Source organism: Kordiimonas laminariae, assembly GCF_023008165.1.
Classification (GTDB): Bacteria; Pseudomonadota; Alphaproteobacteria; order Sphingomonadales; family Kordiimonadaceae; genus Kordiimonas; species Kordiimonas laminariae.
The window spans coordinates 203,491-219,393 of record NZ_JAKQZA010000005.1; the positions used below are offsets into that span (position 1 = coordinate 203,491).

A 15,903-nucleotide genomic window follows, 5' to 3' on the forward strand; every position below is an offset into this window, starting at 1 on the left:
AATTTAGTTATTCATCTGCGAGAAGAAATCTTCGTTGTTCTTTGAGTCTTTCAACTTCCCAAGTAGGAATTCCATTGCATCCACGGTACCCATCGGAGTGAGAATACGGCGTAGTACCCACATTTTTGAAAGTGTTGCAGGATCAACAAGCAACTCTTCTTTCCGTGTACCGGATTTAAGAATATCAATCGCAGGGAACACGCGCTTATCAGCAACCTTACGATCAAGGATGATTTCAGAGTTACCTGTACCTTTGAATTCCTCAAAGATAACCTCATCCATGCGGCTACCAGTTTCAATAAGGGCTGTTGCGATAATGGAAAGAGAACCACCCTCTTCGATATTACGCGCCGCACCAAAGAAACGTTTTGGTCGTTGGAGCGCATTTGCATCCACACCACCTGTTAGTACCTTACCAGAAGATGGTACCACTGTGTTGTAAGCACGGGCCAGACGGGTGATACTATCAAGCAAAATCACAACATCCTTGCCGTGTTCCACAAGACGTTTGGCTTTCTCAATCACCATTTCAGAAACCTGAACATGGCGAGAAGCAGGTTCATCAAATGTGGAAGATACCACTTCACCAGCCACCGAGCGCTGCATGTCTGTTACTTCCTCAGGACGTTCGTCAATAAGAAGTACAATCACATAACATTCAGGGTGGTTTGTTGTAATGCTCTTCGCAATATTTTGCAGAAGAACTGTTTTACCTGTGCGTGGTGGTGCCACAATAAGAGCACGCTGGCCTTTACCAATTGGAGCCACAAGATCAATCACACGCGGTGATTTATCTTTCACAGTTGGATCATCCGGGTCCAGCTTCAATTTTTCATCTGGGTAAAGTGGTGTCAGGTTATCAAAGTGAACCTTGTGGCGTGTCTTCTCTGGCTCTTCAAAATTAATCTGTGAAACTTTAAGAAGTGCAAAGTAACGCTCACCATCTTTTGGTGCACGGATCTGGCCTTCAACGGTATCCCCTGTCCGGAGGCCAAACCGGCGAATCTGGCTTGGGCTGACATAAATATCATCCGGCCCTGGTAGATAATTAGCCTCAGGGCTTCTAAGGAAACCAAAACCGTCTGAGAGTGTCTCAATAACACCGCCACCCATGATTTCTACATCATCTTCTGCAAGCTGCTTTAGGATAGCAAACATCATATCCTGTTTGCGCATGCTGCTGGCATTTTCAATACCTACTTCTTCTGCAAGCGCTAGAAGATCGGCTGGGGTCTTATTCTTGAGATCCTGTAAGTGCATGGGATCGTCCATATTATTATTTCTATTGTCCGGATTATTATTGGCTTGCGCCACTTTAATTGGAAGCTAATGCCAACTTACTCAACACGGTTGTCGGCTTTGGTGGGATTCAAAAAACGCCTCCAGTAGATCACTGAAGGCGCAATAAAATTACCATGCACTCACTGAGTGTCAAGCTATTTAGATTTAGAATGGTTTTGCCACAGCGAGGATAACAACCACAATAATGAAGATTGCAGGTACTTCATTTATCTTGCGGTAGAAGCTTTCACTTTTATCTCGTTCGCCAGCTGCAATTTTCTTACGCCATTTGGAAAGAACACCATGAAAACCTGAAAGGATAAAGACAAGAAGCAGTTTTGCATGAAGCCAACCACCTGCATCAAAACCAATATTGAAGGCAAGTGTTAGTCCTAGAATCCAGGCAATGGTCATAGCAGGATTGATGATAATCCGCATCAAACTTGCTTCACGCTCAATCCACTTACCATCTTCTTCGCTGCCAACTTCACACTGCATATGATAAGCAAAATACCGAGGCAGCATAAACATGCCCGCCATCCAGAAAATCACAAAAATGATATGGCCGGCTTTTACATAAAAATAAGCGTCACCTAGAAATCCCGGTTCCATGGCTTTTCTCTCCCTCGGGTATTTTAGCGTCTGAAGTTCTTAATAGTTTCAGAAAGCAAGGCTACATTCTCTGGCGGTGTTTCAGGTACAAAACCATGACCAAGGTTAAAGATGTGCGCGCCGCCCTTCAGGCTTTCCATAATCCGGTTCGCTTCGCTCACCATCAAATCACCACCTGAAACCACTAGGTGCGGATCCATATTCCCTTGTACACAAACCTTACTTTGAACCTCACTTGCAGCCCACTCAAGCGGTACACCTGTATCAAGGGATACAGCATCCACCCCTGTCTCCTCTACAAAACGTGCTAGAGCGGCGCCTGCAAGCCGTGGGAAGCCGATGATAGGTGTTTCGCTATGCTTCACCCTAACCTTCTCAACAATGGCTTTGGTGGGCTTTATAATCCATTCATCAAACATTGTTTCCGGGATCGCCGCTGCCCAGCTATCAAAAATTTGTACAGCATCAGCACCCGCTTCAATCTGACGGCACAGATATTCAGCTGTTGCATCCACCAGCATATCCAGGATGCGGCCAAATAGTTCAGGGTTACCGTATCCAAGCTGACGAGCAGCTGCATGGTCCTTACTACCTTGTCCCGCAATCATGTATGTTGCCACTGTCCAAGGTGCCCCGGCAAAACCAAGAAGCGTTACATTTTCAGGAAGCGCTGAAGAGAGATTTGAAACCGTCTTATAAACGTTCCCAACTTTATCGTGGAAGTTCGCCATCGATAGTTTTGAGAAAGCTTCTTCTGTTGCTACCGGATCAAGCTTTGGCCCAAACCCAGTCTCAAACCAAACCTGCTGACCTAATCCGTCTGGTACCACAAGTATATCTGCAAACAGAATTGCGCCGTCCATGCCGTAACGCCTGATAGGCTGCAAGGTTACTTCTGTCGCTTTATCGGGGCTATAGCAAAAATCCATGAAAGACGGACAGGTAGAACGTACCTCTCTGTATTCAGGCAAATATCTTCCTGCCTGACGCATGAACCAGAATGGAACTTTTTCACCGGGGTTACCCTTGAGAGTCTCTAGAAGAATTTTAGCCATAATGCTTTTACCTGACAGTTTTATACACGGGACGATCTATAGGGCGACCATACTAATACTTAAATATAAATATAATAGAATCTTGTAGTAGTAGTGAATCCCTGTGAATCATGGGGAAAACTATTTATCCACAAGCTTGTGCACAAACAAGGGTTCTGCGGCATTTTAACAGTGATTCTGTGAGTAAGACTCTGGACTGTGCAGAAAACCTCGCGATTCGAGACTTTGACTCTGTCTGTGGAAACTGGGGATAACCGAAAAAGACTCAGATTTGGCGACTCAGGTTATTAAACTTTGCACAGGCTTGGGATAAGATTCACTCCTGTGTGAACTCTCTCTATACAAATTGGGGGTAAGTGGCCTAATGTGCTTTTCAACATTTACACCAACAAGTTATCCACAGGTTATTCCCATGAGTCCTCCACTGCCCGGTTTTCAGGAATCTGAGTCAAGCAATGAAGTTCAATTTCATCTGCATCTGGTCTCTGACTCTACAGGTGAAACTCTTGAGGCAATCGTATCAGCAGCTCTTGTTCAGTTCGAAGGAGTGAATGTTCACAAACATTATTGGCCACTTGTGCGTTCGGCAATGCAAATGTCTCGTTTGATGGAAGATATATGTGAGCAGCCAGGCCTTGTTATGTATACGTTGGTAAATACAGAAATCAGACAAGTCCTTGAACAGTCTTGTATGGAAAAAAACATTCCAGTGCTTTCGATCCTTGATCCGGTGATTAATCTACTCGGTTCATATTTCGGGCAACAAGCTTCTCATAAACCAGGGCGTCAACATACGATGGATGCTCACTATTTTCAGCGAATTGATGCCCTTCATTTTACTATGGCACATGATGATGGCCAATTAGTAGAAGATGTAAATGAAGCAGATATTATATTGGTAGGTGTATCCCGTTCATCGAAAACACCAACCAGTATCTATCTGGCTAATAAGGGTTATAAAACATTGAATGTTCCGTTTGTGCCCAATTGCCCGATGCCGATGGAACTCGATAACCTCAAAGATAAATTCGTGCTTGGATTAACGACAAGTCCAGAACGCCTTGTTCAAATCCGGACTAATCGTTTGCGCTCTATCAATGAAGATGAAGAAGCGGATTATACAGACCGGGATCAAATTCAGGATGAAATCAAAGAGTGTCGCCGTTACTGCACAAAACGTGGCTGGCAAACCATTGATGTAACCCGGCGGTCTATTGAAGAAACAGCAGCTGCAATCCTGAACCGTTATTATCAGTGGTTAGAGAAAAACGGAAAAACACACGCACATGAATTACCGTCTGATCTTAGGTAAGTATGATGACTGAATTTATTTTAGCTTCAGGCAGTAAAACGCGGGCGAAAATGCTGAAAGATGCTGGCGTGAATTATACCGTTCAAACGGCATCTGTTGATGAAGATACTCTCAAAGAAGCGCTGGTTGCTGATGGTGCAGCCCCTCGCCATATCGCTGATGCTCTAGCAGAAATGAAAGCACGGGCAGTTTCTTTCATGCATCCACAAGCGCTGGTTTTAGGGGCTGATCAGATTTTGGTCAAAGACGATAAAATATTCTCGAAAGCTTCAAACCAGCAAGAAGCAGAAGCCACATTAAAAGAACTATCAGGCGGTGAACACAGGCTTATCTCAGCAGCGGTTATTTGCCAGAATGGGCAAGCGATTTGGCGCTCAGTTGATCAGGTGAAAATGGATGTAAGGCCATTATCTGATACCTTCATTAAACAATATTTAGATACACTGGGTGATGATGCTTATTGGTCTGTCGGTTGTTATCAGCTCGAAGGTATAGGCGCACAGCTCTTTAACCGGGTGGATGGTGATTATTTCACCGTGCTTGGTATGCCTCTCCTACCTGTTCTTGATTTTCTGCGCCGCTATAATTTGTTGCCGCTCTAAAGAGTATTTCCCATGAAAAAAGCCGCTGTTATCGGATATCCAATTGCTCAGTCTCTTTCGCCCGTTATTCATAACCACTGGTTTGAACAAAACGGAATTGAAGGTAATTATGAAGCGATTGAAGTGGTTCCTGAAGAATTGGGTATGGCTGTAGAACGCCTTAAAACAGAAGGATATTCGGGTTTTAATGTAACGGTGCCCCATAAAACAGATATCATCAAATATCTGGATAAAGTAGCTCCACTTGCCCGTCAGATGGGTGCTGTGAATACGGTGAAAATAGCGGAAGATGGTACATTAAGCGGGTTTAATACGGACGGTATTGGTCTTGTAAAACATTTGAAAGATATTGTGCCTGAATATCCAAAAGACAAACCTGCTCTGATTATTGGTGCTGGTGGTGCAGCTCGCGCAGCGGCACTTGGGCTCGTGAATGAAAACCTGCCTATGGTGATGATCACTAACCGGACACGAGGAAAAGCCGAAGCAATCGCGGGTGATGTTGGTCGTGGCCGTATGACGGTGGTGGACTGGAAAACCCGCGCACAAGCGGTGGCCGCAGCGGGTCTTATTGTGAATACCACGGTGCTCGGGATGGCAGGTCAGCCTGCTCTTGAGTTAAGCCTTGATCATGCAGCCAGTGATACCGTGGTGTATGATATTGTTTATAAGCCGCTTGAAACTGAATTACTGAAAGATGCAGGGGAACGTGGCTTGAAAACTGTTGATGGGCTAGGAATGCTTGTGCACCAAGGAGCAGCAGCCTTTAAAATCTGGTTCGGCGTAGAGGTAGGATTTGATGCTGACCTCCGCAAAACTTTGGAGGCAAAAATCACATGATTATTGTGGGTTTAACCGGCTCCATCGGTATGGGAAAATCAGAAACTGCCAAAATGTTTGTAGCTGAAGGGGTGCCCGTATTTGATGCTGATGCGGCAGTTCATAGGCTTCAGAAGAAAGGCGGTAAGGCTTTACCCTTAATCGAAAAAGCTTTCCCTGGTTCTGTTGCGGGTGGTGAGCTTGACCGTGCCAGCCTTGGAGCGCAGGTGTTTGCTGATCCGGCGAAGAAAAAAGTCCTTGAGAATATCATGCACCCTATGGTGGGCGATGAACGCATTGCTTTTTTTGAAGCGGCAGAAAAAGCAAACGCTGATATTGTGGTTCTTGATGTACCCCTTCTTTTTGAAACGGGTGGTGACAAAGGTTGTCACTATAGTGTGGTAGTGTCTGCTCCTGCTGAAGTTCAGCGTGAACGGGTACTTGCGCGTTCCGGTATGACTGCAGAAAAATTTGAAGATATTCTTAAACGCCAGATGCCAGATGCTGACAAACGCGCGAAGGCAGACTATATCGTTGATACAGATAAAGGGCTTGAGCATGCAAAAGCCCGTGTGAGAGAAATACTCACTACTATAAGGAACAGATAAAACTATGCGTGAGCTTATTTTCGATACAGAGACCACAGGCTTTGATCCACTTTCAGGTGACAGGCTTATTGAGATTGGTCTTGTTGAGATGGTTGATAAAAAGCTCACCGGTAATAATCTGCACCAATATGTAAATCCTGAACGCGAAGTGCCAGAAAGTGCCGTGAAAATTCACGGTCTGACAACTGAGTTTCTCAGTGATAAACCCGTATTCACTGAAGTGATGGATGAATTTCTTGAGTATGTCGGTGATGATAGTGTGCTCGTGGCGCACAATGCCGAGTTTGATATGAAATTTATCAACTGGGAACTTGAGAACGCTAGCCGCCCTATCATTCACAAAAAGCGTTTCATTGATACACTAGCCATTGCCCGGACCAAATTTCCGGGTTCACCAAACAGCCTTGATGCGCTTTGTAAGCGTTTTGCCATCAACAATACCCACCGTACCCTTCACGGTGCGCTTCTTGATGCTGAAATTCTGGCAGAAGTTTATATTGAGCTGGAAGGTGGCCGCCAAAGCGGGATGGACTTATCTGTTGCTAAATCATCCCGCGCTGTAATCCAGAAAAAAAAGCGTGAAAAGCGTACTTTCCCTGTGAGCGAAGAGGATTTGACAGCGCATGCTGAGTTTATTAAATCTTTAAAAGATCCAATCTGGAATAGTTAGAAACGCAGCAGGTATCTCCCCCTTTTCCTTGCTGTCTATAATCACTGCAGTTCATGTGGTGGGGAATTTTGGCGTTCTTAATGGCGTCAGTAATGGGGAGAAAATCATGATTAAGCATGATGTAATAGCGCAGGATTATATCGCCTATCACGCTGATACCAAACCAAACAAATTGGCAACCATGGATATGGCGAGCGGCCGCCAGTTCACCTATTCTGAAATGAATGTCAGGGTTGGTCAGCTCGCGACCTATCTGAAATCCAGAGGGATTTCCAAAGGTGACCGTGTTGCTTTTTTGGCCCTGAATTCTACCGATATTCTAGATATCCTATTTGCCGCTTGGCGTATTGGTGCCAGCGCCTTGGCCCTGAATTTCCGGCTTACAGCCAGTGAGCTTGAATATATCGTGAATGATGCGGGGCCTGATCTACTTTTCTACGATCATATGTTTGCTGATGTGGTGGAAGAACTGAAGCCGCTTGTGAATATTAACCACTATGTGGGGATGGACGGCCTTGGTGGTGTTGAGACTGATTTAGAAAAAGCGATTGCATCTTCTGAACCTCTCCTTACTCGAGAATATCAAACTCTCGATGAAGAATGCATGCTTATGTATTCTTCCGGCACTACCGGGAAACCCAAAGGGGTGATTATCACCCACGGTATGATCTTCTATTCTGCTATTAACCTGCTGCAGCGGGCACAGAATACGGCGGAATCTGTCTGGCTTACTGTTATGCCGCTCTTCCATATTGGAGGGTTGAATATTTCCTCGCTCCCTGCCCTTTGGATTGGTGGAACAACATTGGTAATGCGGATGTTTACATCTGATGCTGTGCTTGATGCCATTGATAGTTCGGACCTTGGTATAACCCACACTATTCTCGTGCCTGCCATGCTTAATGACATGCGGTTTAACTCAAAGGCAGAAACCACTGATTTCTCTCGCATGGTAGTATCAATCGCAGGCGGTGCCAGTGTGCCGGGGGAGCTTGTAAAATGGTGGTACAGTAAGGGCTTTGTTATCTGTGATGGTTACGGCATGACAGAATCTGCAGCTTCAAACTGTGTTGCTGAGCCATCAGATGTCCCTGAATTTATTGGTACGTCTGGCAAGGGATTATTTCTTACAGAAATGTGCCTGAAGGACCCGGATGGTAACGATGTGAAGCAAGGTGAAGTGGGCGAAATCTGGATGCGTGGCCCTACCATCACTCCTGGCTACTGGAACAATGAAGAAGCCAATAAAAACTCCTTTGTGGATGGTTGGTTCAAATCAGGTGATATTGCATGCCAAGATGAAGGTGGACGGTATATCATCGAAGATCGCTCTAAAGATATGTATATCTCTGGCGGGGAAAATGTATATCCAGCAGAGGTGGAAAGTGTGCTTTTCGGCCTCGAGGCTATTGCAGATGTAGCGGTTATTGGTGTGCAGTCAGACCGCTGGGGCGAAACTGGTTGTGCGGTTGTTGTGCTCAAAGACGGCATGAGCTTAGATATTGATGAAGTTCATGCTTACTGTGAAGGTAAGTTGGGTAAATTTAAGTTCCCCAATCACCTTACTTTTATGGAAGAGCTACCTCGTACCACAACGGGTAAAGTGAAAAAGTTTGAGCTTAGGGAAACGATACCTACTCTAATTCCATAAAAAGTAGGTGATTTTTATGGATAGGTAGCGGTTTATCACCGCTACCAAAGATATCTAATGGATAATATTGAAGAAGCGACCGTATGGGATGAAACCTAGGCAACCCACATCTTTACCCTGATCACAGTCATAAAGGCTGAAAGTGGTTATATCAGCTTCGCCAACAATGAATTTCTGGTGGATTGGCCCCATATTTGAAATGTTGCGGCTGTCCGAGCTGCCATCCCGGTTATCACCCATCATGAAATAATGGTCTTGAGGCACAACAAAAACTGGGGTGTTATCATAAGGACCCCTGTCAGTTGCTTCATAAATACGGTGCTTTACGCCGTCAGGCAGAATTTCTTCATACTCTTTTACCCTTTTGTCGCTACCCTGATAGTTGGTATAGTTCACGTCACGGATAAAGGTACGTTGTACCATCTTTCCATTAATATAGAGACGGCCTTCCCGCATTTGGATACGATCACCTGGCAGGCCAATGACACGTTTGATGAAATCATCCCCACCACGGTGAGGAAGTGTGAAAACAACAACATCACCACGTTCTGGATTTCCTGAAAACACCTTATCTTCTGAGATAAAATCAGGGTCAAAATAATAGCTGTAGCGGTTATAACCGTAAGTAAATTTTGAGACGAAAATCCGGTCACCTACCTCAAGAGTTGGTTCCATACTACCGGACGGGATATGGAAAGCACCCCATGCGAAGGTGGTGAAAATAAGGTAAAAAGCAACGATTGAAACAATATCTTTAAGAAGAGCTACTAGCTCATTCTTTTTGGGTTTATCTTCTACTGCTTCTTTTTCTTCTTTTATTTCAACCGGTTTATCGGTCATCTGCCGTCCTCTATTTTCATTCCGCACTTTATTATTCAGTGCATCTTTGTTGGCGAGTGTACTGTGGGCGGCAGTATTTGCAATCGCGCATTCATTAAAAACAGAAAACTCCCTGTGAGTGTACTGCAGCTAATGATGATGAACTGTAAGAGTTGGGCTCAGACTATCAGCGGATAATATTGAAAAAACGTCCATAAGGAATAAAGCCAAGACAACCCACATCTTTACCTTGATCACAATCATAAAGACTGAAAGTGGTGATATCTGCCTCGCCTACGATAAATTTCGAATGCACAGGCCCCATGCCTGAAATATTGCGGCTGTCAGAGCTGCCATCCCGGTTATCACCCATCATAAAATAATGGTCCTGAGGTACGACAAACACAGGTGTGTTGTCATAGTGGCCGCGGTCTGTTGCTTCGTAAATTCGGTGTTTCACGCCGCCTGGCAGAGTTTCTTCATATTCTTTTACGCGGCGGTCATTCCCCTGATAATTGGTATAGTTCACATCGCGGATAAATGTGCGGTCTATCATCTCACCGTTGATATAAAGGCGGCCTTCCCGCATTTGGATGCGGTCACTGGGCATGCCAATTACCCGTTTGATGATATGATCATCACTACGGTGCGGTTGAACGAATACGACTATATCACCACGATCAGGGCTGCTGGCAAACAGACGGTTCTCAGAAATGAAATCCGGGTCCATTGGGAAACTGTAGCGGTTATAACCGTAAGCAAACTTTGAAACAAAGATACGGTCACCAACTTCAAGAGTTGGTTCCATACTGCCTGACGGGATATGGAAAGCACCCCATGCAAAAGTGGTAAAAATGAAATAGAAAGCAACGATTGAAACGATATCTTTAAAAAGAGATCCGGCTTCATTCTTCTTTTCAGGGGCATTTTTTTCTGCCGCTTGAGATACGGTTTCTGTCATTTTTTCCTCAACTGCTGAAGCTGGTAAAGCCAGCTATATATCGTTCTTTATGAGGATCACTAAGTTTCAATTTCATGAAATTCAAGCTTTCCGTGGTTTTTTAGTCTCGAATAATTCAAAAAACTTACATTTTTTATTGGCCTTGAGGCTTGCGGGGCGCTCAGGCCAACCCTATATAGGCTTCGAAAGAGGTTGTTCCTTTGAACACACTTCTATTGTTAACAATAATCTAACTAAGCCCTAGAGGCTGCATTCTGGTGCTCCATGAGGCCATTCAGCAGTCGGCTATAACGGGATGAGGTATAAAATGGGTAAAGTAATTGGTATCGATCTGGGTACAACAAACTCCTGTGTATCCATTATGGACGGGTCTAAGCCAAAAGTAGTTGAAAACTCTGAAGGTGCACGTACTACACCTTCTATCGTTGGTTTTACAGATGAAGGCGAGCGCCTCGTTGGTCAGGCAGCTAAACGTCAGGCTGTAACAAATCCGGGTGATACACTCTTCGCTATTAAGCGTCTTATTGGTCGCACTTTTGATGACCCAACAACGCAAAAAGATAAGGGCATGGTTCCTTATGAGATCGTTAAAGCTGATAACGGTGATGCGTGGGTAGAAGCAAAAGGAGATCAGTTCTCTCCAAGTCAGGTTTCTGCAATGATCCTTCAGAAGATGAAGGAAACAGCAGAGAGCTACCTTGGTGAAGATGTAGATCAGGCTGTTATTACAGTTCCTGCTTACTTCAACGATGCTCAGCGTCAGGCAACAAAAGACGCTGGTAAAATCGCTGGCCTTGAAGTTCTCCGTATTATCAACGAGCCAACAGCAGCTGCGCTTGCTTATGGCCTTGAGAAAGAAGACGGTCACACAATCGCTGTATTTGACCTTGGTGGTGGTACATTCGATGTATCCATCCTTGAAATCGGTGATGGTGTATTCGAAGTAAAATCCACAAATGGTGATACGTTCCTCGGTGGTGAAGATTTCGACATGCGTCTTGTTGAATATCTGGCAGATGAATTCCAGAAGGAAAACACTGTTGATCTTCGCAACGACAAAATGGCACTTCAGCGTCTGAAAGAAGCTGCAGAGAAAGCGAAGATTGAGCTTTCTTCTTCTTCTCAGACAGAAGTGAATCTGCCGTTTATCACAGCTGACGCTTCTGGTCCGAAACACCTTCAGCTTAAGCTGACACGTGCGAAGCTTGAAAGCCTTGTTGCTGATCTTGTTCAGCGTACACTTGAGCCTTGTAAGAAAGCGCTTAAGGATGCTGGTATTTCAGCAGGCGAGATTAACGATGTTGTTCTCGTTGGCGGTCAGACACGCATGCCTAAAATTCAGGAAGTGGTTAAAGAGTTCTTTGGCCGTGAGCCACACAAAGGTGTGAACCCTGATGAAGTTGTGGCAATGGGTGCTGCTATTCAGGCTGGTGTACTTCAGGGCGATGTGAAAGACGTTCTTCTTCTTGATGTAACACCGCTTTCCCTTGGTATTGAAACACTTGGTGGTGTGTTCACTCGTTTGATCGACCGTAACACAACAATTCCAACCAAGAAGTCTCAGGTGTTCTCAACAGCTGAAGATAACCAGGGTGCTGTAACTATCCGCGTATTCCAGGGTGAGCGCGAGATGGCTGCAGATAACAAAATGCTTGGTCAGTTCGATCTTGTTGGTATTCCACCAGCACCGCGCGGTGTGCCACAGATTGAAGTTGGTTTTGATATTGATGCCAACGGTATCGTGAATGTATCCGCGAAAGATAAAGGTACAGGTAAAGAACAGCAGATCCGTATTCAGGCATCTGGTGGTCTATCTGATGCTGATATCGATGCGATGGTGAAAGACGCAGAAGCAAATGCTGATGCGGATAAAGCCCGCAAGGAAGCTGTAGAGGCGAAAAACCAGGGTGAAGCAATGATTCACTCGGTTGAGAAAAACCTTGCTGAACACGGCGATAAAATTGGCGAAGAAGATAAAAAAGGCATCGAAGCTGCAATTGCTGAACTAAGAACAGCACTTGAAGGTGATGACCTTGAAGACATCAAAGCTAAAACTGAAGCACTTACACAGGCTTCAATGAAGCTTGGTGAAGAAATCTACAAAGCTAGCCAGGCAGACGCTGAAGGTGCGACAGACGCACAACAGGCTGATGCTGCTGCCAAAGCTGCGGAAGCAGACGAAGGTGATGATGTTGTAGACGTTGACTTCGAAGAAGTTGACGAAAACGACAAGAAATAAGGCAGCTGCCTAACGTCAAACATATAGGGAGCTGCCTCCAATACAGGGGGCAGCTCTTTATTTTGACTGGATGTGAAAGCTAAAGGGTAGCTTGATGTCAAAACAAGATTATTACGAGCTTTTAGGTGTTTCAAAAGACGCTGACGAGAACACGCTTAAGAAAGCGTTCCGTAAAGCAGCGATGAAATACCATCCGGATAAAAACCCGGGTGATGCGGAAGCAGAGAAAAAATTCAAAGAGATGGGCGAAGCCTACGACGTACTCAAAGACCCTGAAAAACGGGCTGCGTACGACCGTTACGGCCATGCTGCTTTTGAAAATGGTATGGGCGGTGGCGGCCAGGGTGGCCACGGCGGTGCTGGTTTTGATTTCTCTGATGTATTTGAAGAATTTTTTGGTGATTTCATGGGCGGTGGTGGCCGCAGGCAGCGTGGTGGACGTGGTGGCCCGGCGCGCGGCAATGATATGCGCTTCAACATGGAAATCAGCCTTGAAGACGCTTTTAACGGCAAAACAGATAAAATCACCGTACCAACATCTGTTGCCTGTGATCCATGTGGTGGTTCTGGTGCTGAGCCAGGTTCAAGCCCAGAGGTATGTGGTACTTGTGGTGGGCACGGTAAAGTGCGTGCGAACCAGGGCTTCTTTATGGTGGAGCGTGCTTGTCATACCTGTCAGGGTACTGGCCGTGTTATCAAGAACCCGTGTAAATCATGTCGCGGTGCGGGCCGGGTAAATAAGGAAAAAACCCTTCAGGTGAAAATCCCTAAAGGAGTTGAAGAGGGCACACGTATTCGCCTTGCAGGTGAGGGTGAAGCAGGCCAGCGCGGTGCGCCGGCGGGTGATCTCTATATCTTCCTTTCCATCAAGCCACATCCAATTTTCAAGCGTGATGGTGATTTGCTCTTCTGTCAGGTACCAATTCCGATGTCTACAGCAACGCTTGGTGGGCAGATTGAAGTACCAACGATTGAAGGTAAACGTGCTCGGATCAAAATTCCTGAAGGCACACAATCGGGCCGTCAGTTCCGCTTGCGGGGCAAAGGTATGCCTGAGTTAAACGGTGGCTATGTTGGTGATATGATCATCGAAACCAGCGTTGAGACACCAGTGAACCTTACTAAGCGCCAGCGTGAGTTGCTGGAAGAGTTTGCCGCAGAAGGTGGAGATAATGTTTCACCACGTTCTGAAGGTTTCTTCTCAAAAGTTAAGGATTTCTGGGAAGACCTGACCGAATAGATTTCGGCACGTTTATAGAGATAATAAAAGCGTCAGCTTATCGGCTGGCGCTTTTTTCATATCCCATACAGCATTCTTCCTGCAAAAAACTGATAAGCCCTTCTAAATGCTCAAAGTTTGGTAGGCAGAAGATTGTGCGGCTTTTCTTGTTTTGAGTGATTAATCCTACCTTTACCATACGGCTCAGATGATGGGAAAGGGTAGAGCTTGGGATTTCCAGTGCCTTTTGAATATCGCCTACAGGGGCACCCTCATGGCCAGCTTTTACGAGAAAGCGGAAGATTGAAAGTCGGTGCATATTGCCAAGTTCAGCGAGGCTCGCCGCTACATTACTGTCATCCATCATTGTGATCTACTCGATAATATTTCGAAGTTTATGGAAATATAATTGACATGGCTCTTGAAATCAATATAGCTGATTATTATTTCGATATTTCTAGAAATATAGGATTATAAAATGTCCCAACAAATGTATGACGTATTGGATATGTTTTTGTTTCTGGCCGTGGAACTATCAATTTTGTTTCTCGGTATCAGTATGTTTGTGGGTGTTTTACAGAGGCATATTCCATCTGAACGCATTGAAACCCTTTTAAGCGGTCATAGCAGGTGTGGTTATTTCATTGCGGCAGGCCTCGGTGCTATCACACCCTTCTGTAGCTGTTCGACTATCCCCATGCTCAAAGGTTTGATCCGTGCCAAGGCTGGTTTTGGGCCTATGATGGTGTTCCTTTTTGCTTCTCCGCTTCTTAATCCGGTTATTGTTGTACTGCTTGCAGCAACTTTTGGCGCGTCTCTCACGCTCACCTATGTGCTTGCGGCGCTTCTTGTGTCTCTATTTGCTGGTTGGCTTCTGGAAGCCTTGAATTTCAACCGCTTTATTCGCCCAGTAGAAGCAGAGGAAAAAACGGCATGTGGAGCACTGAGTTGTGGTGATGCGGTAAAGACCAAAGGCAAGTATGAAGGTGTTTGGAAAGATGCCTGGAAGGATTTTGTTGGGGCTTTGCCGTATCTTTTAACAGGTATTGCGATAGGTAGTGTGATTTATGGGTATATGCCAACAGAGCTTGTAAGCAAGTATGCCAGTGCTGATAATCCGCTCGCTATTCCGGTTGCCGCTGTTATTGGCGTACCGCTTTATATTCGGGCGGAAGCTGTGATCCCTCTTGCTGGTGCGCTACTTTCAAAAGGGGTAGGGGCTGGCACCATTCTGTCACTTATTATCGGGAGTGCTGGTGCAAGTTTGACTGAACTCATTCTTCTCAGGTCGCTTTTCACCTACAAGCTGCTGATTGCTTTTGTAACAGTGATCTTTTCTATGGCAATAATTGCAGGTTATGCGGCTTTTCTATTCTTTTGAAAGTAAAAGAAAAGGCGCCTTGGGGCGCCTTCCTTTAACTACTGATATAGCGAAGTACCATGATCTCAAGCTCATCAACCAGTTTCTGAGCGTCTTCCTCAGTTTCCTGTTCAATAGCAATATCAATAATCATGGATATCACCGTGGTGCAAAGCTTGAGGATAGTATCATACCTGTCTGCAGGGAAATTAATACCTGTCGCGCTAAAGGCGAGCTGCATTAATTCTGTTACATCGCTTTCTTCGCTTGGCGTTACATCATAAAAACCAAGTTTAGCGTTCGCCCACCGGGTAAGCGCCCGGTAGGATGGGTGATTCCAGGCTTGTTTCCAGAAAGTTTGCAGTAGTGAATTTACGATTTCTGCAAGATCAGCATCAGAAGATAGGTCTTTTACTGTATCTTCAATAACAAGACGAACATCATTGAAGGCTTGTGTGTAGAGGGTGCTGAGGATTTCTTCTTTATCTTCGAAATATTGGTAAACGGAACCAACAGGAATACCAGCTTTTTTTGAAATAGCCGTAGTGGTAACGCCTTCAACACCGTGAAGAAGAAGCAGGTCCTGTGTTACCTGCAAAATAGTTTGTACCCGTGCTTTAGCACGCGCCTGCTTTGGTAATTTTTTCATATTTACACCAGCTGTACGCTGTCTCCCCCCTTACTGCAAACCATGA

The 15,903-nt window shown here is 45.2% G+C and carries 16 protein-coding genes; 9 read left to right on the forward strand and 7 right to left on the reverse strand.

The features are described 5' to 3' along the window. Positions 1–3: 3 nt before the first annotated feature. The 3 genes from rho to hemE form a co-directional block, all read right to left on the reverse strand. On the reverse strand, positions 4–1,260 hold the full coding sequence (gene rho, locus MF542_RS11805) for a transcription termination factor Rho (protein WP_247019614.1): 1,257 nt from the start codon (positions 1,258–1,260) through the stop codon (positions 4–6). A 186-nt stretch (positions 1,261–1,446) separates the two neighbouring features. Beyond that, positions 1,447–1,893, reverse strand: a complete 447-nt coding sequence (locus tag MF542_RS11810) for a CopD family protein (protein WP_247019623.1) — start codon at positions 1,891–1,893, stop codon at positions 1,447–1,449. A gap of 23 nt (positions 1,894–1,916) precedes the next feature. Continuing rightward, positions 1,917–2,948 carry a uroporphyrinogen decarboxylase gene (hemE, locus tag MF542_RS11815; RefSeq protein WP_247019625.1) on the reverse strand — a complete coding sequence of 344 codons (1,032 nt, stop codon included), beginning with the start codon at positions 2,946–2,948 and terminating at the stop codon, positions 1,917–1,919. Positions 2,949–3,360: 412 nt separating this feature from the next. Here hemE and MF542_RS11820 point away from each other — a divergent pair, with 412 nt between their 5' ends. The 6 genes from MF542_RS11820 to MF542_RS11845 all read left to right on the forward strand — a co-directional run bounded on the left by MF542_RS11820 (position 3,361) and on the right by MF542_RS11845 (position 8,610). Beyond that, the gene (locus MF542_RS11820; RefSeq protein WP_247019627.1) at positions 3,361–4,260 is read left to right on the forward strand and encodes a pyruvate, water dikinase regulatory protein; all 900 of its coding nucleotides are present in this window, start codon (positions 3,361–3,363) and stop codon (positions 4,258–4,260) included. Between the two features lie 5 nt (positions 4,261–4,265). Beyond that, a complete protein-coding gene (locus MF542_RS11825; RefSeq protein WP_247019629.1) occupies positions 4,266–4,862 on the forward strand; it encodes a Maf family protein in 597 nt (198 codons plus the stop codon). 12 nt (positions 4,863–4,874) lie between these two features. Then, entirely contained in the window at positions 4,875–5,702 is an 828-nt protein-coding gene (locus MF542_RS11830; protein ID WP_247019638.1) for a shikimate dehydrogenase, read from the forward strand. Continuing rightward, entirely contained in the window at positions 5,699–6,289 is a 591-nt protein-coding gene (gene coaE / locus MF542_RS11835) for a dephospho-CoA kinase (protein ID WP_247019639.1), read from the forward strand. The genes MF542_RS11830 and coaE overlap by 4 nt, the downstream gene beginning before the upstream one ends. 4 nt (positions 6,290–6,293) lie before the next feature. Further along, on the forward strand, positions 6,294–6,959 hold the full coding sequence (gene dnaQ, locus MF542_RS11840) for a DNA polymerase III subunit epsilon (RefSeq protein WP_247019641.1): 666 nt from the start codon (positions 6,294–6,296) through the stop codon (positions 6,957–6,959). A gap of 106 nt (positions 6,960–7,065) precedes the next feature. After that, the gene (locus MF542_RS11845; RefSeq protein WP_247019643.1) at positions 7,066–8,610 is read left to right on the forward strand and encodes an AMP-binding protein; all 1,545 of its coding nucleotides are present in this window, start codon (positions 7,066–7,068) and stop codon (positions 8,608–8,610) included. Positions 8,611–8,664: 54 nt separating this feature from the next. On the opposite strand, the gene lepB (MF542_RS11850) is transcribed toward MF542_RS11845, so the two are convergent. Continuing rightward, positions 8,665–9,450, reverse strand: coding sequence for a signal peptidase I (gene lepB / locus MF542_RS11850; RefSeq protein WP_247019652.1), 786 nt, complete (start codon positions 9,448–9,450; stop codon positions 8,665–8,667). Positions 9,451–9,616: 166 nt separating this feature from the next. Then, positions 9,617–10,390, reverse strand: coding sequence for a signal peptidase I (lepB, locus tag MF542_RS11855; protein ID WP_247019654.1), 774 nt, complete (start codon positions 10,388–10,390; stop codon positions 9,617–9,619). A 307-nt stretch (positions 10,391–10,697) separates the two neighbouring features. On the opposite strand from lepB (MF542_RS11855), the gene dnaK reads away from it, so the two are divergent. After that, positions 10,698–12,629, forward strand: coding sequence for a molecular chaperone DnaK (dnaK, locus tag MF542_RS11860; RefSeq protein ID WP_247019673.1), 1,932 nt, complete (start codon positions 10,698–10,700; stop codon positions 12,627–12,629). A 94-nt stretch (positions 12,630–12,723) separates the two neighbouring features. Beyond that, the gene (gene dnaJ / locus MF542_RS11865; protein ID WP_247019675.1) at positions 12,724–13,869 is read left to right on the forward strand and encodes a molecular chaperone DnaJ; all 1,146 of its coding nucleotides are present in this window, start codon (positions 12,724–12,726) and stop codon (positions 13,867–13,869) included. 37 nt (positions 13,870–13,906) lie between these two features. Here dnaJ and MF542_RS11870 read toward each other — a convergent pair whose 3' ends face one another. Then, the gene (locus MF542_RS11870; RefSeq protein ID WP_343264886.1) at positions 13,907–14,212 is read right to left on the reverse strand and encodes an ArsR/SmtB family transcription factor; all 306 of its coding nucleotides are present in this window, start codon (positions 14,210–14,212) and stop codon (positions 13,907–13,909) included. 114 nt (positions 14,213–14,326) lie between these two features. On the opposite strand from MF542_RS11870, the gene MF542_RS11875 reads away from it, so the two are divergent. Next, a complete protein-coding gene (locus tag MF542_RS11875; RefSeq protein ID WP_247019678.1) occupies positions 14,327–15,229 on the forward strand; it encodes a permease in 903 nt (300 codons plus the stop codon). A gap of 34 nt (positions 15,230–15,263) precedes the next feature. Here MF542_RS11875 and MF542_RS11880 read toward each other — a convergent pair whose 3' ends face one another. Beyond that, positions 15,264–15,857, reverse strand: a complete 594-nt coding sequence (locus tag MF542_RS11880; protein WP_247019680.1) for a TetR/AcrR family transcriptional regulator — start codon at positions 15,855–15,857, stop codon at positions 15,264–15,266. Positions 15,858–15,903: the final 46 nt, after the last annotated feature.